Here is a 22,952-nt window from a genome sequence, read left to right as displayed (position 1 = left end):
ATCCGGATGGTCCTGTGTGAATTGTTGCGGCGGCTAGTGCCCGTCGTTGTAGCCGATCGTCACGACGATGTAGACACAATCCTCGTCGTACGGGTTCTTCCAGGCGTGGGGCACGCCGGCCAGGACGAGCAGGTCGCCGGGTCCGAGAGTTCGCACCTTGCCACCGGGGAGTTCGAGATCCACCTTCCCCGAGATCACGACCTCGTAATCGATCGTGTCGCTCGCGTGCATGTTGGGGTCGCCGTCATCGCCGGTACCGGACATACTCGGATCGAGTTGCTCGGGATCCAGCTCGTTTCCGGCCGAGCGCGCCGGGAAACTGCTCACACCGAACGTCGAACCATTCGGCCCGGCCAATTGAACGCGGCTGGGAGGCCCGCCGATGTTCTCTTTACTGTGCCCGTCCGCTACGGCCCAGTAAAAGGCCCCGTCGGCGATGCCCGGCATATTGATCAGCGCCGGACCGCCGACCTCCAGGAAGTCGGCTTCGCCCGAGTCGGTGGTTCCCGCAACGACCAGGCGGAATTCTTTCGGATCCGGAAAATTCATCTACCTTCACTCCCTTGTAAAGGATCTTCGGGTCGTCCGTGGTCAGGCGCGGAGCCCGGCGCTGCGCATCAGCGGGAAAATCTGCTCGTTCAAGCGATCCAGCCCCTCGTCGTAGTCGACCAGCCCGGTGCAGACACCCGCTATACCGGCGTCGGACAGCTTCTGGAGCCCCTCGACGATCATCTCCGGCGTACCCACCAGTGGAACGAGCCCGGCCCGCATGAAGGTGCGGACGGATTCGTCCTTCTTGAAGTCCTTGTCCCGCTTGTAGTCCTCCCAGCGCATGCTGCGGGCATCACCCGAGGCGAGGATCTGCTGATAGCGAACGGCGCTCTCCCAGTCGCCCTTTTCGTCGACGACGTACTTCACGTAGTCCTGCGCCTCTTTCTCGGTGTCCTTGCACACGATATGGACGCCCGCCCACAGCCCGAGATCCGGCCGCCCCGCCTCGTCGGCACTCGCTCGAACTTTCTGCGTGACCGCTGTGCTGCTGTCCACGTCGGCGACCATGATGAACAGGATGTTGGCGTGTTCGAACGCGAATTTCTGACCCGCCGGGCTCGCGCCCGCACTCATCACCATGGGCCCGGGCGATTGAACGGGCTTGGGGTAGGCCTGCGCGCCCGCCAGCTCGAAGAACTCGCCGTCGAAGTCGAACTCGAATTCATCGCCCTCATCGGACCAGAGTCGCTCGACGATCGTCATCCATTCTTCGGCCATCTCGTAGCGCTTGTCGTGCTCGGGGAGTTCGAGACCGAACATCCTGTACTCCGGCTGGTGGTAGCCGGCGACAGCGTTCAGGCCCATCCGACCGCCACTGATGTGATCGACCGTGGCGCTCATCTTCGCCGCCATGAGCGGGTGCACGAACGGGACGTGGCAGGTGGCGAAGATCTGGATGTTCCGCGTCGTCGCTGCCAGACCCGCCGCCCAGGTGAACGTCTCGTGCTGCCTGCCCCACGGCCGATCGGGACCGGAAAGCCCCTGCCATCGCGCGATCGGGATGAACCCCTCGACGCCGTACCTGTCCGCCTTTTCGGCAAGGCCCCGAACCTCGTCCCAATTGCCGAGCGCGATCGTGTTCTCGGCGAGCGTCAGGCCGCCCTGACCGGTAGAAACGTTCGCCCCGAAAATCGCGAATTTGAATTTGTTCGGTCCGTCGACCATGGGTCGTCGATCGCGTTCGACGGTGTGATCGGCGACAAATTCCCGCGCAGCGTCGCTTCGGGTCATTTCGGGGACACTCATTGAACTTCTTCTCCAGATTCTCGTGGTTTCAGGCGCCCACAGCACCTCGAGTTATGACGGATTGCGCGAGCCGCATTGACGGATCTTCCTCGCCGCCGAGGCGCCGGTGTCCTTGCTCACATTCGCTACGGCTCAGGTTAGGAGCCGTCGGCACCGGACCGGCATGGCATTCGACGCCAACAAGGCCGGAAAGTGCGTCAAGTGCCTCCTATTGCCGCGTAATGGCGCAGGATGCAAAGCTACTGGCGGGACTTCTGATGCCTACCGGTACTCCAGCCGCCGCGGCGCTCCTCAGCGGCGGCCCGGTCACCTCAACGAAGAGGAGAGAGATGCGTCGTGGGACCGCCTCCCGCCAGCCGGTCGAACACGGCGCGCGAAGGAGGCCGCGATGAAGTTCAACTCGTATCAGAACCTGCGCGTCGCGAACTTCAGCGTCCATGCGCTGTGCCGGCTCCTCGAGGAGGCGAATCTCGACTGGCGAACGGCACTCGCCGAGGCGGACATCGACCCCGACGCGGTGAACCGCCCGGGGGGCACTATTCCCGCGAAGAAGGAGTTGGCCTTCCAACTCCGGTTCGTCGAGCTGACAAGAGAGCGTGCCGACCTGTGGGTGCGCGCCGCGCGCGCCTACACCACGGCCACCGTCGGCGCACGCGGAATGGCCCTCGCCACCGCGCCGACCATCGCGGCCTGGGTGGAAGTCGTCAGCGCAGCGGATTACGCCCCCGGGCTCCTCGACATCACACCACTGCGGACCTCGGACGACACGGTGACGGGGATCGAGTACACCTACCCCGAGGCTCCGGAGGAGTTGCTCCCGTTCAGCGCCTACCGCGAGGTCTATGTCACCACCCGGTCGTTCGCGTGGCTGTACGGCGGCCCGTTCCCCTTCACTCGTATCGAGTTCCCACTGCCGGAGATCTCGCCCGACGTCTTGACGTATGTCTCCTGCCAGGTCGACTGCGGCTCCGACGTGCTGCGGCTGTGGTGGGACCCGGCGATATCGTCGGAAGAGCTTCCCTTCGGTAACGCCTTCCAGCATGCGGCCTGGGTCAAGGCGGATACCGAGGTTCTCGAGTCGTTCCGGGCGACCGACGACTGGCCCGACACCGTCGCCAGAGCCATCAGGGCCGCGCCCGCGCTCAACCGCAAACTGGCGAATGTGGCCGCCGCGCTACAGGTCTCCCCACGCACCCTGCAGCGCAAGCTCGAACTGACCGGTCACGACTTCGCCCGGCTGCGAGACGAGATCCTGGGCGATCTCGCCTCCGATATGCTCTCGAATACCGATCACTCGGTATCGCGGATATCCCGCACGCTGGGCTACAAGGACGCGGCCAGCTTCACGATCGCCTTCAAGCGGTGGCGGGGGATGCCTCCGACCGCGTACCGGGAGGCGTCGCACTACAGGAACAACAGCAGCTCCGAGGAGTAGCTCACACCCTGCCGGAAACGCACCCTTCCCTGTTCGGACGATACGTGTCATCCGCTGGGCGCCTTTCGGCGGCGCCGACTCCGGCGAACTGCTCGTCGCGTTCGGCGTCGATCGCCGCCGCTTCGTCGAGACCCTCGGCACCGCCCTCCGGCCTCGCCGAACCGACTGGCACGAAGCGGCCTGGCTGAAGCGAGCCCTGTGGGAGGCGTTGGCGTCGGCGTGGCACGCCGATATCACCCTCTCGGCGGTGCCGGTGCGGTGCTGACATGCGCCGACTCGGCGTCCGATGCCTACCCTTCACAATTTGGACGATATGTGTCAGTATGGTGGCCATCACATCGCTGGACGCCCGTGTTCGGCGGCTCGATGTGCTCCGGACACTCGAACGTCCCGTGCAGCGGCTCCAGGCCGGGCACCACTACCAGTCAGGGCGCGGTAAACGCCCTTCTTCTACCCGAGATCGGAGTTTCAGCAATGGCTGGACGCATGGACGGCAAGGTCGTCTTCATCACCGGCGCCGCACGCGGTCAGGGCCGCGCCCATGCGGTCCGCCTCGCGGAGGAGGGCGCGGACATCATCGCGATCGACATCTGTGCGTCGATCCCCACGGTCGTCCAGTACGACGGCGCCACGGCGGCGGACCTCGAGGAGACGGTGCGCCTCGTCGAGGCACGCGGTAGGCGAATCGTCGCAGAACAGGCCGACGTGCGGGACGTCGCGCGGCTCGACGAGGTCGTGCGCGCCGGAGTAGCCGAGCTCGGTCGGCTCGACGGTGTCGTCGCCAACGCCGGCATCGAAATCTTCAAGCCCTGGGACAAGTTCAGCGAGCAGGAATTCCGGGACGTCATCGACGTCAATCTCATCGGAGTGTGGAATACGGTGCGGGCCACCGCGCCGGTCCTTGTCGACGCCGGTGCGGGCGGGTCGATCGTCCTCATTTCGTCGGGCAACGGACTCAAGGGCGGTCCGTTCAATCTCGCCTATACCGCGTCGAAGTACGCCGTGAACGGGATCGGGAAAACCCTCGCCGCCGAACTCGGCAAACACCGCATCCGGGTCAACACGGTGCACCCGGGGCCGGTCGATACGGAGATGTCCCGGCACATCGCCCCCGCATTCGGCGAGATCGCCGCCGGCAACGAGGCACTGCTGGGCACCTACGCCCACTTCCACCCGGACAACATGATGGATCCCACCGAGATCTCGCACGCCGTCGTATATCTGCTCTCCGACGAATCGACCTGGACGTCGGCACTCTCGATGGCCGTCGACGGCGGCGTCACGGCGTTTTGAGAACCAGCCGAAAGGAAAGGAGCGCGCCCGCGCCATGGACGTGGTCATCGAGAAGAATCTCCGGGTGGCGATGCGCGACGGCGTCGAACTCGCCACCGATGTCTACCGTCCGGCCACCGGCGGACCCTTTCCCACGCTGCTCGAACGCATCCCGTACAACAAGGAGAGCTACGGGATGATCAGCGGCTGGGTCGATGTGCTGCGCGCGGCGCGCGAGGGTTTCGCGGTCGTCGTCCAGGACACGCGGGGCCGGTACCAGAGCGGCGGAACCTTTCGTCCATTCGCCGACGAGCGGACCGACGGCGCGGACACCATCGCGTGGGCCGCCGGCCAGGCGTGGTCCACGGGGTCGGTCGGGATGTTCGGCAGCTCCTATACCGGCGCCACACAGTGGCTGGCCGCCGCCGAGCGACCGCCTGCCCTCACCACCATATCGGCGGCCGTCACCAGCAGGGACTACTACGACAACTGGCTGTACCAGGGCGGCGCGTTCCGCCTGGGATTCGCCTTGCAGTGGGTCACGTCGGCGCTCGGCCCCGGTGAGCTGTTGCGCAACGCCGCTGCCGAGGAAGGGCACGTCACCGACCTGCGGCGAATGCTCGACAACATGGAGGAAGTGTTCCGCACGCTGCCGGCGCGCGAGCACCCCACGCTGACCACGATCGCGCCGTACCTCGCGGAGTGGCTGGATCATCCGGAGCGCGACGACTACTGGGAGCGTCTTTCGGCCCGTGGCCCGGCCGTCCCGGATATCCCGGTACTCAACATCGGCGGATGGCACGACCTGTTCCTGGGCGGCACGATCGACAACTATCTCGCCCTGCGGACTCGCACGGCAGGACCGGACGCGCGGCGCCAGCGACTGATCATCGGTCCGTGGGCGCACGGCGCGACCAGCGGGGTGTTCCCGGAGCGCGCCTTCGGGATGCGGGCCGGGTTCGACGGGGCGGACATCACCGGCATGCAACTCACCTGGTTCGAGGAACACATGACGGGCGCGCCCGCGGCGACGCCGTCGAGCCCGGTGCGGATCTTCGTCATGGGGCCCGATGTCTGGCGCGACGAGCCGGATTGGCCCCTGCCGGACACCGAGTACGTCGACTACTTCCTCGGCAGCGCAACCGATGCGCGAACCAGCGGTGGTGACGGCACGCTGTCCACCTCGACCGGATCGGCGACGGTCTCCGACTCCTTCGCCTACGACCCGGCCGACCCGGTCGTCACCTGCGGCGGCGCGACGTTCTTGCCGGGCCTGTTCATCGGAGCCAACGCGGGACCGCGGGATCAGACGCGGACCGAGGCCCGTCCGGATGTGCTGTGCTACACCAGCGAGCCGCTCGACCGGTCGCTGGAGGTGACCGGCCCGGTCCGCGCGAGACTGCACGTCTCGTCGAGCGCGGTCGACACCGACTTCACGGCGACGCTGGTGGACGTCTCCCCGGACGGCCGGGCCGAACTCGTGTGCGACGGCATCCTGCGATGCCGCTATCGGACGTCTACGACGGGTCCGGAATTCCTGGAGCCGGGCGCTGTCTACGAGATCGAAGTCGACCTCGTCGCCACCGCGTACGTGTTCGCCGCCGGGCACCGCCTGCGGCTGGACGTGTCCAGCAGCAACTTCCCGAAGTTCGACCGCAATCCCAACGCCGCCGTTCCGGTCGCCGACGCCGGCCCCGCCGACCTGGTGGTCGCCACCAACACGGTGTGGCACGACAGCACCCGGCCGTCGCGGCTCGTGCTTCCGGTCGTCCGGCGATCGGCGTAAGTCCGGTCGAGCCTGCGAGTAATGATGAATTTCGACCTGAGAAAGGTGCGGTTATGAATTCGGTGGATTATGACGCCGTGGTGGTCGGTGCCGGTGCGGGCGGTATCTACGCTGTGCACAAGCTGACCCAGGAGGGGTTTCGGGTCATCGCATTCGAGGGTGCGCCCGAAGTGGGCGGCGTCTGGTATCACAACCGCTATCCGGGAGCGCGCGTCGACATCGAAAGCTACTTCTATTGCTTTCCGGACGAGGAGCTGTATCCACGCTGGTCCTGGAAGGAACGCTATCCGGCGCAACCCGAGATCCTGGCCTATCTGAACTTCGCCGCCGATACCTGGGGAATCCGCCCGCACATCCGCTTCTCGACATGGGTCACCGGTGCACAGTGGGAGCCGGACGCGCACCGCTATCGCGTGCGCACCAGCAGCGGCGAGTCGGTCACGGGACGCTATCTGATCATGGCGTCCGGACAGCTCTCGAAGGCTCGCACGCCGGCCTTTCCCGGACTCGAGGATTACCGCGGTCGCTGGGTCCAGACCTCCCATTGGCCGACCGACCACGTGGAGACGGCGGGTAAACGCATCGCCGTCATCGGAACCGGCTCCTCCGGCGTCCAGGCGGTGCCGGCGCTGGCGCGGGACGCCGACAACGTCACCGTCTTCCAACGCACCGCGCACTACTCGGTGCCCGCGCACAACGGTCCGCTCGATCAGCAGAAGTACTCGGATCTCGCCGGCCGGGTCGGCGAGATGCGAGAGGAGATCCTGCACCATCCGACCGGCTCGGACATACCGCTCGGCGCCGGCCCGGCAGGCGCCTACTCGCCGGACGAGCAGCAGGCGCTGCTACGGGAGCGCTGGGCCCGCGGCGGGCACACGATGAACGCGGTCTTCACCGACCAGGGCACCGATATCCACGCGAACACCATCGTGGCCGACTTCGTCCGGCAGCACGTGCGCGACACCGTGCGGGACCCGGCAACGGCCGACATCCTCACGCCGCATGCCTATCCCATCGGCACGCGGCGCCTGTGCGTGGACACCGGCTACTACGAGGCGTTCAATCAGAGCAATGTGCATCTGATCGATATCAACGCCGATCCCATAGAGCGAATCACCGCGAACGGCATACGAACTCGCGACCACGATCTCGAGTTCGATCTGATCGTGTTCGCGCTGGGATTCAACGCATTCACCGGCGCCCTCGACGAGGCGAACATTCGCAACGAATTCGGGGAGCAACCGACCGACCGGTGGAACCGCGGGCCACGAACCCTCCTCGGGCTGATGACGCGGGGGTTCCCGAATCTGTTCCTGCTGACCGGCCCCGGAAGCCCCTCGGTGCTGGCCAACATGATTCTGGACAATGTCCAGCACGTCGACTTCGTCGCCGACCTGCTGCGCCACATGGGCGAGCGGGGCCACACCCGAGTCGAACCCGAGGAAAAGGCCCAGGACGAGTGGACCGCCCATGTCGCCGACGCCGCCTCCACCCTGCTCCGGCTCAACGTCGAGAACTACATGGTGCACGTGAACCGCGACGGCACCAGGGTTTTCATGCCGTATGTAGCGGGACTCGATCGATACGTCGCCGAATGCGAGAAAGTCGCTGCCGACGACTTCGCCGGGTTCGCCCTCTCCTGAGCCTCGAACGGACACCGGGGTATAACGTAACGAGGCATCCGGTAGCTGAACACTTGCTCGACAAGTCCTCGGATCGATCACTTCGAGCGCTCTCCGGCGGGGCGATCCGTTCGTCCGCCGATCCCGGAAAGGACGTATGAGAACCATGAAATCTTGGCGATTTCACGGAACCGGCCGGCCCCTGACACTGGAAGAGGTGGAAACACCACACGCGGGCCCGGGCGAGGTCGTCGTCGACATTCGAGCAGCCGGACTGTGCGCCTCCGATATGGGCGCGCTCCACGAGCCGGAATGGATGGCGTCGTTCCCGCGGCTGCCGATGACACTCGGGCACGAGAACGCCGGCGTGATCAGCGAGGTCGGCCCCGGGATGGACCGATGGCAGGTCGGTGACCGGGTGGGGCTGTCGCCGTCGATGCCCGACGGCGATGCCATCGGCTACGGCGCCTGGGACGGCGGCTACGGGCCCAAGGTGCGCGCCACCGAGGCAAATCTCGTCCGGCTGCCGGAGGAGCTTTCCTTCGAACTGGGAGCGGTGGCGACCGATGCGGGCCTGACGGCGTATCACGCCATGGTCGCGCTCGGCGGCGCGAAGGAGGGCATGCGGATCGGAGTGATCGGCCTCGGAGGTCTCGGATACCTCGGCGCCCGCATCGCCGTACTGACGGGTGCCGAGGTATATGCCGCCGAAACGAACTCGGCCACAAGGGAACTGGCCGCCGAGATCGGACTGGCGGGCGTAGCCGAATCGATCGGCGAGTTCGCGGACAAGAACTTGACGCTGATCGTGGACTACGCCGGCTTCGGGACCACTACCGCCCAGGCAGTACGGACACTCGCCAAATCCGGAACACTGGTGCAGGTCGGTCTGGGCCGACCGGAGTCCACTGTGGACACCCAGGCGATCGTCTTCAAACAGCTACAGATCCTCGGCTCGCTGTCGGGCACCCGGCAGGACCTTACCGAGTTGTACGAGCTCATGCGCGGCGGCGAACTCGAGCCGCCGATCCACCGGATCACACCGGACCGCATCCCCGAAGGACTGGAGCTTCTCCGGCAGGGTGGGGTCGTGGGACGCCTCGTCGCCCTCTACGAGGACTGAATGACGAACCCCGGGTGAGTGGAAAACCCTGTACCGCTACGGATTTCCACTCACCCGGGGTCGGCGTATCGCCTGACTACCGGGGGAATTCGGTCGGCGGGCTCTCGATCCAGTCCAGGTAGATCGGATCCTCGGGATACCAGGCTCCCCAGTGCGACACGCGAGGCACGTTGACGATGTCCCAGTCCGAGTTGATCGGCCTGACGTCGATCCAGTCCCAGACGCAGGTGCGGTGCAGGATCTTCCACACGCCGTCCCGTTTCTCGCACAGGTCGCGGTAGCGGCCGGCCTGGAACATGGTCACCTCGGGCTCTTCGAACGGGACCACGCACACGAACATGCTCTCGCGCCTGGCCCGGTTGCCGTCGATCTCGGACAGGACGTTGGAGACGTGATGGTTGCAGCTGTAGATCTTGTCGTGCCAGGTCATGGCCGCATCGGCCCACCCCTGGCCGTCGCCGACGTAACCACCGTGGTCGTCGAAGGAGTCCGGCCAGTACGTCGACCTCATCAGCTCGCGGTCGTGCCGGTCCGCACCCCGCACATACATCATCAGGTTGTCGTGGAGCGCCTGTTTGTCCCACAGTTCGGTCAACTGTGCATCTGTCAGCGACATATATTCCGTTCTCTCGTCGAGCATCGGCGACCTGTTCGGATTATTTGAGGAGGGAACCCGCGTCTACCGGCAGAGCCACACCGGTGATGTACCGGGAGTCGTCGGAGGCCAGAAAGAGCACGGCGTTGCTGACGTCCACGGAATCCACCCAGGGGATCGGGAGCGCGTTCACCGTTTGCGAGGCCGGCGCGAAATCCTCTTTCGTCGGATGTTCGAGATCGGGCCGGAACAGCCGGCGCATAGCCTCGTTCTGGATCATGGGCGTGTCCACCTGTGTGGGATTCACCGCGTTGGCACGGATGCCGTGCGGCGACAATTCCAGCGCGAGCGCACGCATCAATCCGATCACGCCGTGCTTGGCCGCGACGTAGTGCCCGATATTCGCGTACGCCTTCTGCCCCGCCGCCGAACTGGTGAGAATGACCGAGCCGCCGTTGTTCGCGAGGAGGTGCGGAACCGCCGCCTTCGCCGTGTGCCACACCCCGGTCAGGTTGATGTCGATCATCGTCTGCCACGTTGCGGCGTCGTACTCCCAGACCGACTGCGGCCGGCTGGTGATCCCGGCGATTCCAGCGTTGGCGCAGACGATGTCGAGCCTGCCGAGCCGAGCGACGCCGTCGTCGACCACCTGCTGCAGCCCCGCGTAGTCGCGGACGTCGGCCTTCCTCGCCACGATGCGGCGGCCCAGGGCCTCGACCTGTTGCACCGTCTCGGCGAGGTCGGACTCGGTGGCTCCCGCATAGGGACTGTCCGGGATGTCCTCGCAGATGTCCACCGCGATGATGTCGGCGCCCTCCTGCGCCAACCGGATCGCGTGGCTGCGTCCCTGACCGCGCGCCGCACCAGTGATGAAGGCGACCTTGCCGTCGACGCGTCCCGCCATTGCGAAACTCCGTTCTCCTGTAGGACCAGGGCGGCGTTTGCGGGCCCACCTGGTAGAAGTGCTCGGCCCGAGCCGTCCACTCGGGACGATCGAGCCCTGGAAGTGAGTCGATTTCACCGAGCCCGACAGTCCATGCGATGTGACGGCCACTATACTGACATGAGTCGTCCAAATTTGGAAGGGTGCCGCGCTTTCCGTCGGACCGTTGACACCTCGGATATGCCCCTACCTGCACCCAGGCCCTGCACCGCTACTATAATGATCGGATAAACGGCTTCGCCAGAACCTCCATATACCTAGCAACACGCTTGATTTGGACAAGTTTGGTCAGTATTGTGGCCGTCGCATTCCTTCCACCAGTGCCACACGCCGGTGATGCAGACTCCCTGCCACGGGGACGACGGGCGCGGCGCCCGGTCACGACGAACATTCATCAGGAGAGCTAGTGAGCCCCGAAAGAGCGCAGACGGCCGAGGCGTACCCCGACATGATCGCCGAGATCGCCGCGGAGTCGCCGGACGCCGTCTGCCTCGAGGAGGTCGACGGGCCCGTCCGCACGTACGGCGAGGTCCACGCGAACGCTCTGGCGTGGCGGCAAGCCTTGAACGACCTCGGGGTGGCCGCGGGCGACACCGTCCTGACGTTCGTGGCGTCGTCGGTGGCCTCGGTCGAATTGTGGTGCGGCACAGCCTACGTCGGCGCCATCGAGGCGTCGGCGAACCCCGCGTACCGGGGTGCGGTCCTCGATCACATCGTCGGTGACACCCGGGCCCGGGTCGCCGTCGTCGACCATCGGTACTTCGCCGGAGTCCGAGAAGCGCTGGTCCGAGCGCCGAATGTCGAGCACGTCATCGTCATCGGCGGCGACAGCGATCTCCGTTCCGAAGGCTCCACGGTAGTCGTCCGGGCAGACGCCGTCCTCGGTGCGGCGAGGGACGCCGCGGGCACGTGGTCCGGCGGCCCGATACCGGGGCACGCGGCCGCCTGCATCCTCTACACCTCGGGCACGACGGGCTTGTCCAAAGGGGTCGTCGTACCCTTCGCCCAGTTGAAGGAGGCGTCTTTCGGGGTCTTCCCGCCATCCGTCCTCAGTCATGAGGACGTCGTCTACCTCCCGTTTCCGCCGTCCCACATCACGTATCGTGCCAACTTGATCACTGCGGCCCGGGTACGTGGGCGAGCTGTGCTTCGCGAGCGGTTCTCCACCGATGCCTTCTGGGCGGACATCGAGAAGCACCAGTGCACCCTCACGCTGCTGCTCGCAGCGATGGCTAATTTCGTCAACCGCCACGACGTCCAGCCGGAGTCGACGCCGCTGCGGCTGGTGCAGATGATTCCGGTGATCCCGGAGGTGGAGGACTTCAAGAAACGGCACGACGTCCTGGTGACCACGCAATGGGGGATGACCGAGGTCTGCGCGCCGATCGCCGCGGTCGACTGTGACGTCAGCATCCCGCAGAGTTGCGGTCGCTTGCGCGACGGGTTCGAGGCCAGGATCGTCGACGAGTTCGATCACGAGGTCCCGGACGGCGAGGTCGGCGAACTCATTCTGCGGCCGCGGGAACCGTGGCACTTCGCGACCGGATACTGGCGAAACCCGGAGGCGACCGTCGCCGCCTGGCGCAACCTGTGGTTCCACACCGGCGACCAGTTCCGTCGTGATCGGCAGGGCAACTACTACCTCGTAGATCGTCTCAAGGATTCGCTGCGCCGCCGCGGTGAGAACATCTCCTCGGTCGAGGTCGAGGCGGCCGTGCTGCAGCATCCCGACGTGCTGGAGTGCGCGGTGGTGGGCGTGGACTCGGAGTGGGGCGAGCAGGAGGTGATGGCCTTCGTCGTCCCGAGACCGTCGCAGCGCATCGACGAAGCGGCTCTGGCCGAGTTTCTGTCCGGCCGGTTGGCCGAGTTCATGCGGCCGCGCTTCATCGAGGTTGTCGACGGACTGCCGAAGACGGCGACCGAGCGGGTCCGCAAGGGCGAACTCCGTGAGCGTGGCCGAGGGCCCGGCACCTGGGCCCGGCCCGAACGCGTCCGTCCGGCGGCACCGAAGTCCGACGGCGGTGCGTCCTGAACGACCTGAATCATGGAGGAGCTCCCGTGAGCACAGCAGTCATCGTCGACGTCGTACGCACTCCGTCCGCGAAAGGAAAGCCCGGCGGCGCACTGTCGGCCGTGCACCCGGCCACTCTCCTCGCCGGCCTGCTGCGGACACTCGTCGAGAAACACGACCTCGATCCGGCACTGGTTGACGACGTCATCACCGGCTGCGTCACGCAATCCGGCGAACAAGCTTTGAACATCGGACGAACCGCCGTCCTGGCCGCGGGATTCCCCGTATCCGTACCGGCCACGACGATCGATCGCCAGTGCGGATCCAGCCAGCAGGCAGCCGCTTTCGCAGCGCAGGGTGTCGCCGCAGGCGCGTACGACATCGTGATCGCGTGTGGTGTCGAATCGATGAGCCGCGCACCGATGTTCTCCAACGCCGGCGACGAGGACCCCGCGGCCGGTCCGCTCGCCGCCCGGTACCCGGACGGACTCGTGACACAGGGCATCGGCGCCGAACTCGTCGCCGCCCGGGGGAAATTCGACCGAGAACAGCTCGACGAATACGCGGCCCGCTCACATCGCCTGGCCGCCGAGGTCGCCGCGGCTCAGCAGGCCGCACAGATCGTCGGCGTGCCCACCACCGACGCCGCGGGCGCACCGGCCGTCATCGACCTCGACGAGACAGTACGTCCCGCAACCACTCCCGAGTCGCTGTCGACGTTGCGGCCGGTGTTCGAGAGCGCCGAGATGACGGCCCGCTTCCCCGAGATCAACTGGTCGATTACCGCCGGTAACTCCTCGCCGCTGACAGACGGCGCCTCGGCCGCACTCATCATGAGCGAAAAGCAAGCAGCCGCACTGGGTCTCACACCGCGGGCCCGGTTCCACAGCTTCGCGGTCGTCGGCAGCGATCCCCTGCTGATGCTGACCGGCCCGATTCCGGCCACCGAGAAGATCCTCGACCGCAGCGGATTGCGACTGTCCGACATCGACACCTACGAGGTGAACGAGGCGTTCGCACCCGTTCCGCTGATGTGGCAGAGCCACTTCGACACCGACCCGGAACGCCTCAATCCCGCCGGCGGCGCAATTGCCCTCGGCCATCCGCTCGGCGCCTCCGGCGGCCGGCTCCTCGGATCGATGCTCGCCTACCTCGAAGCGACCGGCGGACGGTACGGGCTACAGACCATGTGCGAGGGCGGCGGCATGGCCAACGCCACCCTCATCGAACGACTCTGAAAGAACGTAATCATGAAGCTGGACAACACGATTGCACTCGTGACCGGCGGTGCGTCCGGCCTCGGACTCGCCACCACCGAGGTCTTGCTCGAGGCCGGCGCCCATGTCGGCGTGCTGGACCTGCCCTCCTCCCCCGGCGCAGAAATTCGAGAAAAACACAGCGGGGCACTGACTTTCGTGCCCGCGGATGTCACTTCCACCGACGACGTGACCCGGGCGCTGGACATCCTGGCCGAGCGTGGTCCGCTCCGCATCGTCGTCAACTGCGCGGGAATCGGGCCGCCCGGAAAGGTCCTGGGCAAGGATGGGCCGCTCCCCCTCGACGGCTTCGAGCGCATCGTCAGGATCAACTTGACCGGCACATTCAACGTCATCAGGCTCGCCGCGGAGAGAATCGCGGCGACGGAGAGCGTCGACGGCGAACGCGGCGTCATCGTCAACACCTCCTCGGTCGCGGCCTTCGACGGGCAGATCGGCCAGCCCGCCTACGCCGCCGCCAAAGGCGGAATCGTGTCCATGGCGCTGCCCATCGCACGCGAACTCGCCAGGCACCGGATCCGCGTAGCGACGATCGCTCCCGGCACCTTCGACACGCCGCTGCTGAAAACGCTCCCGGAGGACGTCAGACAGTCCCTCGGCGCACAGGTACCACATCCGTCCAGGCTCGGAGACCCGGCCGAATTCGGTGCGCTGGTACGACATATCGTCGAGAACCCGATGCTCAACGGCGAGGTCATCCGGCTCGACGGGGCGATCCGGATGGCACCTCGATGACCGGGCCCACAGCGTACGTTCGAGATCGGAGAAGGAGGAGTCTGCGATGACCGAGATCAATTTCGGCAGTCGTGTCGGCGTCTGGTGGACCAGCGATATGGTGCCGATCACCGACGTGATCGCCCGAGCCCGCGAGATCGAGCGACTCGGCTACGCTTCGCTGTTCTACGGTGAAGCGGGTTTCAAGGAGGCGTTCACCCAGGCCGCCGCGTTGCTCGGCGGCACCGAGCGGCTGGTGATCGGCACCGGGATCGCCAACATTCACGCGCGTGGCCCTCGTGCCGCCGAATCCGGGGCTCGCACGCTCGGGGCACTGTACCCGGGCCGTTTCGTTCTCGGACTGGGTGTCAGCCACGCGCCGTTGGTGGAGCACAGCTACGCCGGCTCGTACAGTAAACCGCTGGCCACGATGCGGGAGTACTTGGGAGCGATGGAAGCGGTCCCCGCCGAGGTCGAGCCGGGCGCACAGCGTCCCGCGCGGCTGCTGGCGGCGCTGGGCCCCAAGATGATCGAGCTGTCCGGCACCGCCGCGGACGGTGCGCACCCCTACCTGGTGACCCCGGAACACACCGCGGGCGCTCGCGAACTACTGGGCCCCGGCAAGTGGCTGGTGACCGAGCAGGCCGTCGCGCTCACCTCCGACCGGGAGACCGGTCTGCGTCGCGCGCACCAGCATCTGCACGTCTACTCGCAGCTGCCGAACTACCGGAATTCGTGGCGACGCCACGGGTTCGACGAGTCCGACCTGATCGTCGGTGGCTCGGACAAACTCGCCGAGGCCTTGGTAGCCATCGGCACCGTGGACAGTGTCGTTGCGCGAGTGAACGAGCACCTCGACGCGGGCGCGGACCAGGTGGTCATCCAGATCCTCGGCGACGACCCCGCCGCCGACCCACTACCCGCGCTGCGCGAACTCGCACCGGCGCTGGCTCGAGTTTCCGGCCCAGCGGGCGGATAAGCACGAGCCGTTCGAGCGTGAACAAAGGTTGCTCGGACGGGACGAGAACAGGCGCGACGCGCCACGCAGGAACGGCGACCGTGCCCACGGTGGGCGCGCGGTCGCCGTCCTTATCCGGGCCTCGAGCCGGTCAGCGGGAGCTGGTCCGGTGGTGCGCGGCGCGGTTGGTCGCGACGACTTCGTCCAGTGCAGGTGCCTGCGTGAGGCTCGCGAAGTGCTCCATGAGCCGGTCGCGAGTACGGGGCGCTTCGTCCTTGTCGGCCTCGGCCAGGGCTCGTTCCAGCTCCTCGGCGTTCAGTTCGGTGCAGTAGGCGGGCGTTCCCGGCTGCTGCCGCCACGATTCGGCCAGCACGCCGGCATCGACGGGATCGAAGCCGGTGTCGTCGACGAGCCGCATGACGGTACGGCGCGCCCGGTCCGAATCGGCGGCGACGGGAATGGCGATCCGGCCCGGTGATCCGGCGGGAAGGCCCTTGGTCTGCTGCGTGCCCGCGAGCGCGGCATTCCACGCCTTCACGATCGGGCGGCCGAGTTGTGCTGCGCTCCATAAGCTTTCGACCTGCCCGTCATCCACCGCCCGGATGTGGCCGGTCAGGCCGGGATAGTAGTTGGACGTGTCGACGATCACCGTCTCACCGGGGACCGTGGCGAGCAGGCCGGCGAGTTCGGGTTGCTTCGAGAACGGAATCGACAGGATGATGACCTCCCTGTCGTGCGTCGCGTCGTCCGGATCCACCGCGCGAGCGCCTGCCGCCAGGACGTCGGCCGCGACGGCCTCCGGCCCGCGGGCGTCCGCGACCAGTACCTCATGTCCGGCCTCGCCGAGCCGGCGCGCGATGTTGCTACCGATCACTCCGGCACCGATAACGGAGATTTTCATAGTGCGCCTTTCCCTGGTCCATCTCATTTCGTTGACAATACGGAGGATGCCTCCGAATTCTTGATTAGAAACGGACCTAGCCTCCGTTTTGTTCCGGAGCCCGCGCGCAGTACGGGCTCAACCAGTGGCCCCTCGGAGCCGCTGGTTCCGGCTGCCGGATGTCCGGGTTACGGTCTGGCTGTTCCGTGCCGCAACGCGTCGTCGAGCCATCGGTCCAGGCGGGGGCTCGCGCGAAGGGTGCCGCGCCAGGCCAGGTGTGCGTCGGGGCGGACCAGCCAGACGTCTCGCCGGTGGGGTGTGTCGGGGATGAGGGGCGTGACGGTGTCGCCGAGGTATTTCCTTATCCCGGCGAGGAGGTCGGTGAGATCGTGGGACGGGAGCAACAGCGCCCACGCCCGGCCCAGTTCGGTGTGCAGGGTGGTGCGGCTGCCGTCGGAGCGGGTGCAGGGCAGGTCCGGGACACGGTCCCCGGGCCGTGGGCCGCGCCCCGTCCGGGAGCGGACGCCTCGGCTCAGCGGGCCGCGGCGATAGGTTACCCACAGTTGCGACGCGATCCGGCTGGCGCGGCGCTGCGTCGACGGGAGGGCGGCGACCGGGATCAGCAGCCGCCGGCGCAGGAAGCGCATGAGTGCGCTGTCGCCGACCTGGAGTCGTGTCGCGGTGGTGGTTCGCCGCAGCACATCGGTTGCCACCGGGCGGCGTTCGGCTTCATAGGTGTCCAGCAGCGCGTCCGCGGCTCGTCCGTGCGCGACGAGGGCGAGTTTCCAGGCGAGGTTTTCCGCGTCACCGATTCCCGTGACGATCCCTTGCCCGCCGAGCGGGCTGTGCACATGGGCTGCGTCGCCGACGAGGAAGACCCGGCCGTCGCGGTAGCTGTCGGCAAGGCGGCGGTGGATGCGGAACACCGATGTCCATGCGGCGCCGGTGATTCGGATGTCGGTGCGGCCGGTGCGTTCGGGTACCAGCCGGCGGAAGCGGTCCAGGATCTGCTGTGTGGTCTGCGCGTCGTCGTCTCCGGCCGGGTCGTAGGCCATCAGCCGCCACAGGTTGTCCGGGCGGCCGACCTCGCGCATCGGCACGGCGAACAGCGGCCCGTCCCGGTGCGGCCAGCCGTGTCCGCCGGCGCGGTCGACAGGCCAGTCCGCGTACACGTCGGCCAGCAGGAATCGTTCGGTGAGGCGGACGCCGGGGAATCCGATACCGGTCAGCTTCCGCACGGTGCTGTGCGCGCCGTCGCATCCGGCCAGCCATCGGCATCGCATGGTGCGGCCGTCGCCGAAGGTAGCGGTGACGCCGTGCTCGGTGCGGACGAGGTCGGTCACGGCGGTGTTCCATTCGATCGTGACGCCCAGTTCCTGCAATCGACGGCGCAGCTGGGCCTCCACGTCGGCCTGTGAGGCGTAGAGCGCCGGGCGAGCCGTGCCCAGGCCGGCGTCGCCGAACCGGACCGTGATCGCGGGCCGGCCGTCGAGGTACTGGGTGATGGTGAGCGCGGTGAGCGAACGCTCCGGCAGATCCCCGAGGCTGCCGAGGCGCTCGAGGACCTCGACGCCGCGCGCATGCAGGATATTCGCCCGCGACGTCGATGCCGGGCCCGGCGCGGCATCGACCACCCGCACCTCTATGCCGTGCAGGCATAGCGCACAGGCCAGGGCCAGTCCCGCCGGGCCGGCGCCGACGACCAGTACCCGGGTTTCCGCAACGTCCATAGCTACCTCACGATCTACATGCGTCGGAACGGTTCCGTTCCGAACTCAGGGGAGCGTATTCTCGGATGCGTCGGAACGCAACAGTTTCGTTCCGGTCTAGACTCGTCGCATGACCGATTCGACGCGACGTCCCGTGGCCGGCGCGGCCCTGCTGCGAGAGCACGTCACCGAGGCGATCACCGCGGCTGCCCTGGACGAGATCGCCGAGTCGGGCTATGCGCGAATGTCGATGGACGCCGTGGCGCGACGTGCAGGGGTCGGCAAGGCGGCCATCTACCGCCGCTGGGAATCCAAGCAGGCCCTGGTCGAGCAGATCGTGTCGGAGCTGACCTGGAACGCCGTGCCGATACCCGACACCGGAACCCTGCGCGGCGACGTCGACAGCTACGTCGCCCACGCCACCGAGGCCCGCGAAGATCTGCGCACGACCCGCATCGTCGCCGATCTCGGCGCCGAAGCCATCCGCAATCCCCGGCTGGCGCAGGCATTTTCCAGCGCGCTGCGTGAACCGCGCCGCGCGTGCGGGAAAGCCATGCTGTACAAGGCGGTCGAACGCGGCGAACTCCCTGTCGACCTCGATACCGACCTCGCCCTGGACTGCTTGGTCGCCCTCACCCACGCGCGGCCGCAAAACCTCACCGCCGCAGGTGATCTCACCGACCCCTATCCCCGGCGACGCCTCGTCGACGTCATCCTCGCCACGCTCGCCGCCTGCCGTGCCCAGGCGGGTACGTCGACCGGATAGACCGGACACCGGCGCACCCGCCGCGGGTGATCATCGCCGATGACCGGTGCGCCTGCGCGAATCGGGATTTCCGGCAGGGTCTTACGCTGCGACCGCGGCCTCTGCGACCAGGTCCGCCACCTGGTCCAGCTGGTCCTCGGTTGTCAAGTGCCCCATCCCTTTTCGCACCCGCAGCCAGCACCTCCGCCCACGACGATGGCATGGCCGCGTTGAAGTTCGTCCCCGGCACCGGAAGCCCGCAGGACAGCAACGTTGGGACACCCGGTGGAAGGCAGCCTGAACGCTTTCGACATCACCTTCGAAGGCCGCCTGTCCGCCGGCCGGAAGTAGAACACTGAAAACCCTTGTTACACCGCTGGTTAGATGGACACTCCCGATCCGGGGATGGCGCGTGCCCGATGCCGGCGCCTGCTTGTGTCTGCTCGGGCTCGGCCGGATGCCGGGTCCTCGGTCTTCGGGTGGCGATTCGGGCTGGTCTTGCGCAGGGACGGTCTTTACGGCATCTTTACCGTCAGGAGCGCCGGGAAGTCTGGTCGGCAGCTCGGGCCGCGCGAGGCGGGTTCGGGTTTGTCGCGGAACGAGGTGCGTGGCCGGTGCTACAGCGGGTTGCTCGGGAATTGTTGTCCGGCCTGACGGTGGCCGTCGTGGCGTTGCCGCTGGCGATCGCGTTCGGTATTTCGGCGACCGGCACGCCGGAGGGGGCGCTGGTCGGTCTCTACGGCGCGATTTTCGCCGGTTTCTTCGCCGCGGTGTTCGGCGGCACACCAGGGCAGGTAACCGGCCCGACGGGACCGATCACCGTCGTCGCCACCGGTGTCATCGCCGCACACGGCCTCGAGTCGGCGTTCGTCGCCTTCGTCATGGCAGGCATGTTCCAGATCCTGTTCGGCCTGACCAGGCTGGGGTCGTTCATCCGGTTCATCCCGCACCCGGTGGTGTCGGGGTTCATGGGCGGCATCGCGCTGATCATCATCCTGGGCGAGCTGGACCAGGCCGGCAAGAGTTTCCTGATCGTGGCCGCCACGATCGTCGTGATGCTGGCAGCGGGGCGGGTGATCAAGTCGATTCCCGCCAGCCTGATCGCGCTCGTGCTCATCACCGCCGTGCTGCTGCCGGCCGGCCGGTGGCTGGAGGACGTGCGGATCGGGCCGCTCCCGATCAACACCGCGATCGACTACATCGGCCGCATCCCCGAAGCCGTCCCGGCCGTCCACGTTCCGGAACTGGGTGGGTCACTGATCGTTTCGCTGATCCTGCCGGCGCTCAGCATCGCGCTGCTGGGATCGATCGATTCGCTGCTGACCTCGGTCGTGATGGACAACATCACCGGCGGCCGGCACCGCAGCAACCGCGAGCTGATCGGGCAGGGGCTGGGCAATATCGCCACCGGGCTGTTCGGTGGCATGGCCAGTGCCGGGGCCACGGTCCGGTCGGTGGTCAACATCCGCAACGGCGGCCGCGGCCGGTTGTCGGCCGCCACCCACAGCGTCATCCTGCTGGCGCTGGTCGCCGGTCTCGGCGGTGTCGTGCAATACATTCCGCTCGCCGTACTGTCGGGAATCCTGATCCTGACCGCCGTCGGCATGTTCGACTGGGACACGATGAGAAAGGCACACGTGTCGCCGAAAGGCGACGTGCTGGTGCTGTTCGTGACGATGATCGTCACCGTCGTCGTCGACCTCACGGTCGCGGTCGCGGCCGGTGTGGTGCTGTCGCTGATCGTCCACGGTGTCTGGTCGCGGCAACGGAAGGCGTCGGTGATCGCCGACGGCGATGCGGCCTACCGCATCCACGGTCCGCTGTCGTTCCTGTCCGCCGACACCGTGTTCACCGCACTGCCCACCGATGGCCGGAACCTGTCCTTGAACCTGGAGAGCGTCAGCTACCTGGACATGTCGGGCGCGAAAGCACTGCTCACCTTCCTCGATCACTCCGACCGGTCCGGGACCGAGGTGAGTATCACCGAGATGCCCGCTCATGTGGAGGACAAGCTCGTCGCGCTCGCCACCACCGCACAGCAGGACAAGCTCAAAACCAGCTGATCCGCGAGTTCCGGTGGGCGACCGGTACCGTTCCCGGTCGCCGAGGCAATCGTGGACGCAACGGATCGGATGGTGCGCGACACCCGTGTATCCGGTGCCTTCCAAACGGTCAGCGGCGGTTCGAGCCTAGTGTGCGGTGAGTCCGCGTACCGCGGCGAGTTGGGTGGGGGTGCCCAGGATGATCAGGACGGTGCCGGGAATGATCGCGGTGTCGTCGGCGGGGTTGGCGACGAACCGCCCGCCGGGCGTACGGAGAGCGAGGACGAGTGCTCCGGTGCTGGGGCGCACAGCGGCGTCGGCAAGGGAGCGGCCGTCCAGCGGAGACTGCGAGCCGATCGTGATCTCCTCGATCCGGTACTCGAGGGCGTCGTCGTGCATGACGACGTCGAGGAACTCGGCGACGTTCGGTTGCAGGGCGAATGCCGCCATGCGGCGGCCGCCGATCAGTTGCGGGTTGATCGCACGGTTCGCTCCCGCTCGGTGCAGCATGGCCTTGGCGTTGTCGCTTCCTGCTCGCGCGACGATCACCAGGTCCGGACGTTGCGAGCGCGCCGACAGCGTGACGTAGACGTTGTCGGCATCGCTGTCGAGTGCGGCGATCATGGCGTGGGCGTGCTCGATACCGGCCGCGCCGAGGACGCTGTCGTCGGTGACGTCGCCGAGGACGTAGGCGAACTCGATGTCGTCGAGCCGGTCCGGGTCACGATCGATGACCACGATCGCTCTGCCGAGGCTGCTGAGGTACTGCGCGGTGGAGCGGCCGACCCGGCCCCAGCCGCACACGATGACGTGCCCGCGCATGCGAGCTATCTGCCGATTCATTCGTCGTCGCTCCAAGCGGTGCCGTAGGTGTCCGTCGATGAGGGCCTCCAGCAGGACCCCGAACATGTAGAAGACGGTGCCCGCACCGACCAGGATCAGCGCCATCGTGAAGACCTGCCCGAGCGGGGAGAGCGGGTGGACCTCCCGGAAGCCGACGGTCGATATCGTCGTCACCGTCTGGTAGAGCGCGTCGAGGACACCGAAACCCAGGATCACGTAACCGACAGTCCCCACCAGGGTCACCAGCAAGAACGCCACCATCACCCGGGCAAGGCGTCGCAGCGGGCTCACGCGACGATTGTGACACCGGCGCCCCCGGCCCGCTCTCCGGGCGGGCGAGCACAGCCGGTTCGTGGCGTTCGGCACGACTGCTGCACAACTCGCCCACACCGGTACGCCGCTCAGGATGGTCTCGACGTCGTCGCCGAGACCACCCCGACCGCCGCCCGGCTCCACGAGATGCGCGACTTCTACAACTACATGGCACAGGAAAATGCCCGCACTCATCGAACGCTGGCGAGAACGCTACGACCCCGACCCGCACCCGCCCTCCGGGCTGAGTCCCGGTAGCCGGGAGCCATAGAGATCCTAGAGTCGACTCGAAACAAGTAGTGGGAGAATAAGATTCGACAGTTGATGGACACCCCCCAACTGACGACCACGGCCGGTCCGCCCCCCACACCGAACCCATCTCGAGCGAATACTCTTCCGCCACAGGGAAACGAGGCACGGAAGAGCGCAGCGTGGCCGGCGCGATCGGGTTGGTGGTGCGGCAGGCGGGGGTCGGGTTGGTTGGTCCTGCGTTAATATCGGAGTCCGATATCGGTTTGGTGATCGTGAGGGTGGTGGTTGCGGTGCGGGAGTTTCAGCGGGGTGCGGTGCGGCTGCACATCCTGCATCACGCGGACGAGGACGAGGTGCACGGCGCCTGGTTGACCAAGGAGCTGGCCGGCCACGGCTACGAGATCAGTCCGGGCACCCTGTATCCGACGTTGCATCGGCTGGAGGCCGAGGGGTTGCTGATGTCGCGGCAGGTGGTGGTCGATGGCCGGGCGCGGCGGGTGTACCGGGCGACGGCGGCGGGGCGGGCGGCGCTGGCCGAGGACAGGCGCGCGTTGCGGGAGCTGGCGCGCGAGATCCTCGGCAAGGACGCCGCCGACGGTCGGCCGGGCCGTCCAGGACCGGGGCGTGGGGTATGAG

The 22,952-nt window shown here is 67.0% G+C and carries 19 protein-coding genes; 12 read left to right on the top strand and 7 right to left on the bottom strand.

Annotated features, from left to right (window positions below; genetic code table 11):
- Nucleotides 1–33: 33 nt before the first annotated feature.
- Nucleotides 34–549, bottom strand: a complete 516-nt coding sequence (locus D892_RS44005; RefSeq protein ID WP_024804149.1) for a cupin domain-containing protein — start codon at nt 547–549, stop codon at nt 34–36.
- Between the two features lie 42 nt (nt 550–591).
- Nucleotides 592–1,842 (bottom strand): LLM class flavin-dependent oxidoreductase, encoded by a 1,251-nt coding sequence (locus D892_RS0126580; protein ID WP_156959692.1) that lies wholly within the window; start codon nt 1,840–1,842, stop codon nt 592–594.
- A gap of 343 nt (nt 1,843–2,185) precedes the next feature.
- Here D892_RS0126580 and D892_RS0126575 point away from each other — a divergent pair, with 343 nt between their 5' ends.
- From D892_RS0126575 to D892_RS0126555, 5 genes are all read left to right on the top strand, one after another.
- The gene (locus D892_RS0126575; protein ID WP_024804147.1) at nt 2,186–3,232 is read left to right on the top strand and encodes an AraC family transcriptional regulator; all 1,047 of its coding nucleotides are present in this window, start codon (nt 2,186–2,188) and stop codon (nt 3,230–3,232) included.
- Between the two features lie 474 nt (nt 3,233–3,706).
- Nucleotides 3,707–4,525, top strand: a complete 819-nt coding sequence (locus D892_RS0126570) for a mycofactocin-coupled SDR family oxidoreductase (protein ID WP_024804146.1) — start codon at nt 3,707–3,709, stop codon at nt 4,523–4,525.
- A gap of 34 nt (nt 4,526–4,559) precedes the next feature.
- Nucleotides 4,560–6,290 carry a CocE/NonD family hydrolase gene (locus D892_RS0126565; protein WP_024804145.1) on the top strand — a complete coding sequence of 577 codons (1,731 nt, stop codon included), beginning with the start codon at nt 4,560–4,562 and terminating at the stop codon, nt 6,288–6,290.
- Between the two features lie 53 nt (nt 6,291–6,343).
- Nucleotides 6,344–7,933, top strand: coding sequence for an NAD(P)/FAD-dependent oxidoreductase (locus D892_RS0126560; RefSeq protein WP_024804144.1), 1,590 nt, complete (start codon nt 6,344–6,346; stop codon nt 7,931–7,933).
- 196 nt (nt 7,934–8,129) lie between these two features.
- Nucleotides 8,130–9,035: an alcohol dehydrogenase catalytic domain-containing protein gene (locus D892_RS0126555; RefSeq protein WP_198036997.1), complete on the top strand. Its 906-nt coding sequence runs from the start codon at nt 8,130–8,132 to the stop codon at nt 9,033–9,035.
- A gap of 76 nt (nt 9,036–9,111) precedes the next feature.
- Here the strand turns inward: D892_RS0126555 and D892_RS42180 are convergent, their stop codons facing one another.
- Both D892_RS42180 and D892_RS0126545 read right to left on the bottom strand, forming a co-directional pair.
- A complete protein-coding gene (locus D892_RS42180; protein ID WP_198036996.1) occupies nt 9,112–9,651 on the bottom strand; it encodes a nuclear transport factor 2 family protein in 540 nt (179 codons plus the stop codon).
- Nucleotides 9,652–9,691: 40 nt separating this feature from the next.
- Nucleotides 9,692–10,534, bottom strand: coding sequence for a mycofactocin-coupled SDR family oxidoreductase (locus D892_RS0126545; protein ID WP_024804141.1), 843 nt, complete (start codon nt 10,532–10,534; stop codon nt 9,692–9,694).
- A 445-nt stretch (nt 10,535–10,979) separates the two neighbouring features.
- On the opposite strand from D892_RS0126545, the gene D892_RS0126540 reads away from it, so the two are divergent.
- Genes D892_RS0126540 through D892_RS0126525 form a run of 4 tightly spaced genes read left to right on the top strand, consistent with a single transcriptional unit; the run spans nt 10,980 to nt 15,554 of the window.
- Nucleotides 10,980–12,605, top strand: coding sequence for an AMP-binding protein (locus tag D892_RS0126540; RefSeq protein WP_156959691.1), 1,626 nt, complete (start codon nt 10,980–10,982; stop codon nt 12,603–12,605).
- Nucleotides 12,606–12,631: 26 nt separating this feature from the next.
- Nucleotides 12,632–13,822 (top strand): thiolase family protein, encoded by a 1,191-nt coding sequence (locus D892_RS0126535; RefSeq protein ID WP_024804139.1) that lies wholly within the window; start codon nt 12,632–12,634, stop codon nt 13,820–13,822.
- A gap of 12 nt (nt 13,823–13,834) precedes the next feature.
- The gene (locus D892_RS0126530; protein ID WP_024804138.1) at nt 13,835–14,596 is read left to right on the top strand and encodes a 3-hydroxyacyl-CoA dehydrogenase; all 762 of its coding nucleotides are present in this window, start codon (nt 13,835–13,837) and stop codon (nt 14,594–14,596) included.
- Nucleotides 14,597–14,642: 46 nt separating this feature from the next.
- On the top strand, nt 14,643–15,554 hold the full coding sequence (locus D892_RS0126525; protein WP_024804137.1) for an LLM class F420-dependent oxidoreductase: 912 nt from the start codon (nt 14,643–14,645) through the stop codon (nt 15,552–15,554).
- Between the two features lie 130 nt (nt 15,555–15,684).
- On the opposite strand, the gene D892_RS0126520 is transcribed toward D892_RS0126525, so the two are convergent.
- Entirely contained in the window at nt 15,685–16,461 is a 777-nt protein-coding gene (locus D892_RS0126520) for an NADPH-dependent F420 reductase (protein WP_156959690.1), read from the bottom strand.
- 140 nt (nt 16,462–16,601) lie between these two features.
- Nucleotides 16,602–18,143: an FAD-dependent monooxygenase gene (locus D892_RS0126515; RefSeq protein ID WP_024804135.1), complete on the bottom strand. Its 1,542-nt coding sequence runs from the start codon at nt 18,141–18,143 to the stop codon at nt 16,602–16,604.
- 109 nt (nt 18,144–18,252) lie between these two features.
- On the opposite strand from D892_RS0126515, the gene D892_RS42175 reads away from it, so the two are divergent.
- Together D892_RS42175 and D892_RS0126500 are read left to right on the top strand one after the other, a co-directional pair.
- On the top strand, nt 18,253–18,888 hold the full coding sequence (locus D892_RS42175; protein ID WP_024804134.1) for a TetR/AcrR family transcriptional regulator: 636 nt from the start codon (nt 18,253–18,255) through the stop codon (nt 18,886–18,888).
- Nucleotides 18,889–19,481: 593 nt separating this feature from the next.
- Nucleotides 19,482–20,930 carry a SulP family inorganic anion transporter gene (locus D892_RS0126500; RefSeq protein WP_024804133.1) on the top strand — a complete coding sequence of 483 codons (1,449 nt, stop codon included), beginning with the start codon at nt 19,482–19,484 and terminating at the stop codon, nt 20,928–20,930.
- A gap of 126 nt (nt 20,931–21,056) precedes the next feature.
- On the opposite strand, the gene D892_RS0126495 is transcribed toward D892_RS0126500, so the two are convergent.
- The gene (locus D892_RS0126495; RefSeq protein WP_024804132.1) at nt 21,057–22,043 is read right to left on the bottom strand and encodes a TrkA family potassium uptake protein; all 987 of its coding nucleotides are present in this window, start codon (nt 22,041–22,043) and stop codon (nt 21,057–21,059) included.
- A 563-nt stretch (nt 22,044–22,606) separates the two neighbouring features.
- Here D892_RS0126495 and D892_RS0126490 point away from each other — a divergent pair.
- Entirely contained in the window at nt 22,607–22,951 is a 345-nt protein-coding gene (locus D892_RS0126490) for a PadR family transcriptional regulator (protein WP_024804131.1), read from the top strand.
- Nucleotide 22,952: the final 1 nt, after the last annotated feature.

This window comes from Nocardia sp. BMG51109, from assembly GCF_000526215.1.
GTDB lineage: Bacteria > Actinomycetota > Actinomycetes > Mycobacteriales > Mycobacteriaceae > Nocardia.
Note: the sequence above shows the minus strand (reverse complement) of the source record. Positions and strands in the feature narration are given on the sequence as shown.

Bases quoted from the DNA above. Each gene is read 5' to 3' on its own strand.
- D892_RS0126525 (WP_024804137.1), top strand. From the start codon at position 14,643: ATGACCGAGATCAATTTCGGCAGTCGTGTCGGCGTCTGGTGGACCAGC.
- D892_RS44005 (WP_024804149.1), bottom strand. From the start codon at position 549: ATGAATTTTCCGGATCCGAAAGAATTCCGCCTGGTCGTTGCGGGAACC.
- D892_RS0126530 (WP_024804138.1), top strand. From the start codon at position 13,835: ATGAAGCTGGACAACACGATTGCACTCGTGACCGGCGGTGCGTCCGGC.
- D892_RS42175 (WP_024804134.1), top strand. From the start codon at position 18,253: ATGACCGATTCGACGCGACGTCCCGTGGCCGGCGCGGCCCTGCTGCGA.
- D892_RS0126560 (WP_024804144.1), top strand. From the start codon at position 6,344: ATGAATTCGGTGGATTATGACGCCGTGGTGGTCGGTGCCGGTGCGGGC.
- D892_RS0126520 (WP_156959690.1), bottom strand. From the start codon at position 16,461: ATGAGATGGACCAGGGAAAGGCGCACTATGAAAATCTCCGTTATCGGT.
- D892_RS0126545 (WP_024804141.1), bottom strand. From the start codon at position 10,534: ATGGCGGGACGCGTCGACGGCAAGGTCGCCTTCATCACTGGTGCGGCG.
- D892_RS0126570 (WP_024804146.1), top strand. From the start codon at position 3,707: ATGGCTGGACGCATGGACGGCAAGGTCGTCTTCATCACCGGCGCCGCA.
- D892_RS0126515 (WP_024804135.1), bottom strand. From the start codon at position 18,143: ATGGACGTTGCGGAAACCCGGGTACTGGTCGTCGGCGCCGGCCCGGCG.
- D892_RS0126575 (WP_024804147.1), top strand. From the start codon at position 2,186: ATGAAGTTCAACTCGTATCAGAACCTGCGCGTCGCGAACTTCAGCGTC.
- D892_RS42180 (WP_198036996.1), bottom strand. From the start codon at position 9,651: ATGTCGCTGACAGATGCACAGTTGACCGAACTGTGGGACAAACAGGCG.
- D892_RS0126565 (WP_024804145.1), top strand. From the start codon at position 4,560: ATGGACGTGGTCATCGAGAAGAATCTCCGGGTGGCGATGCGCGACGGC.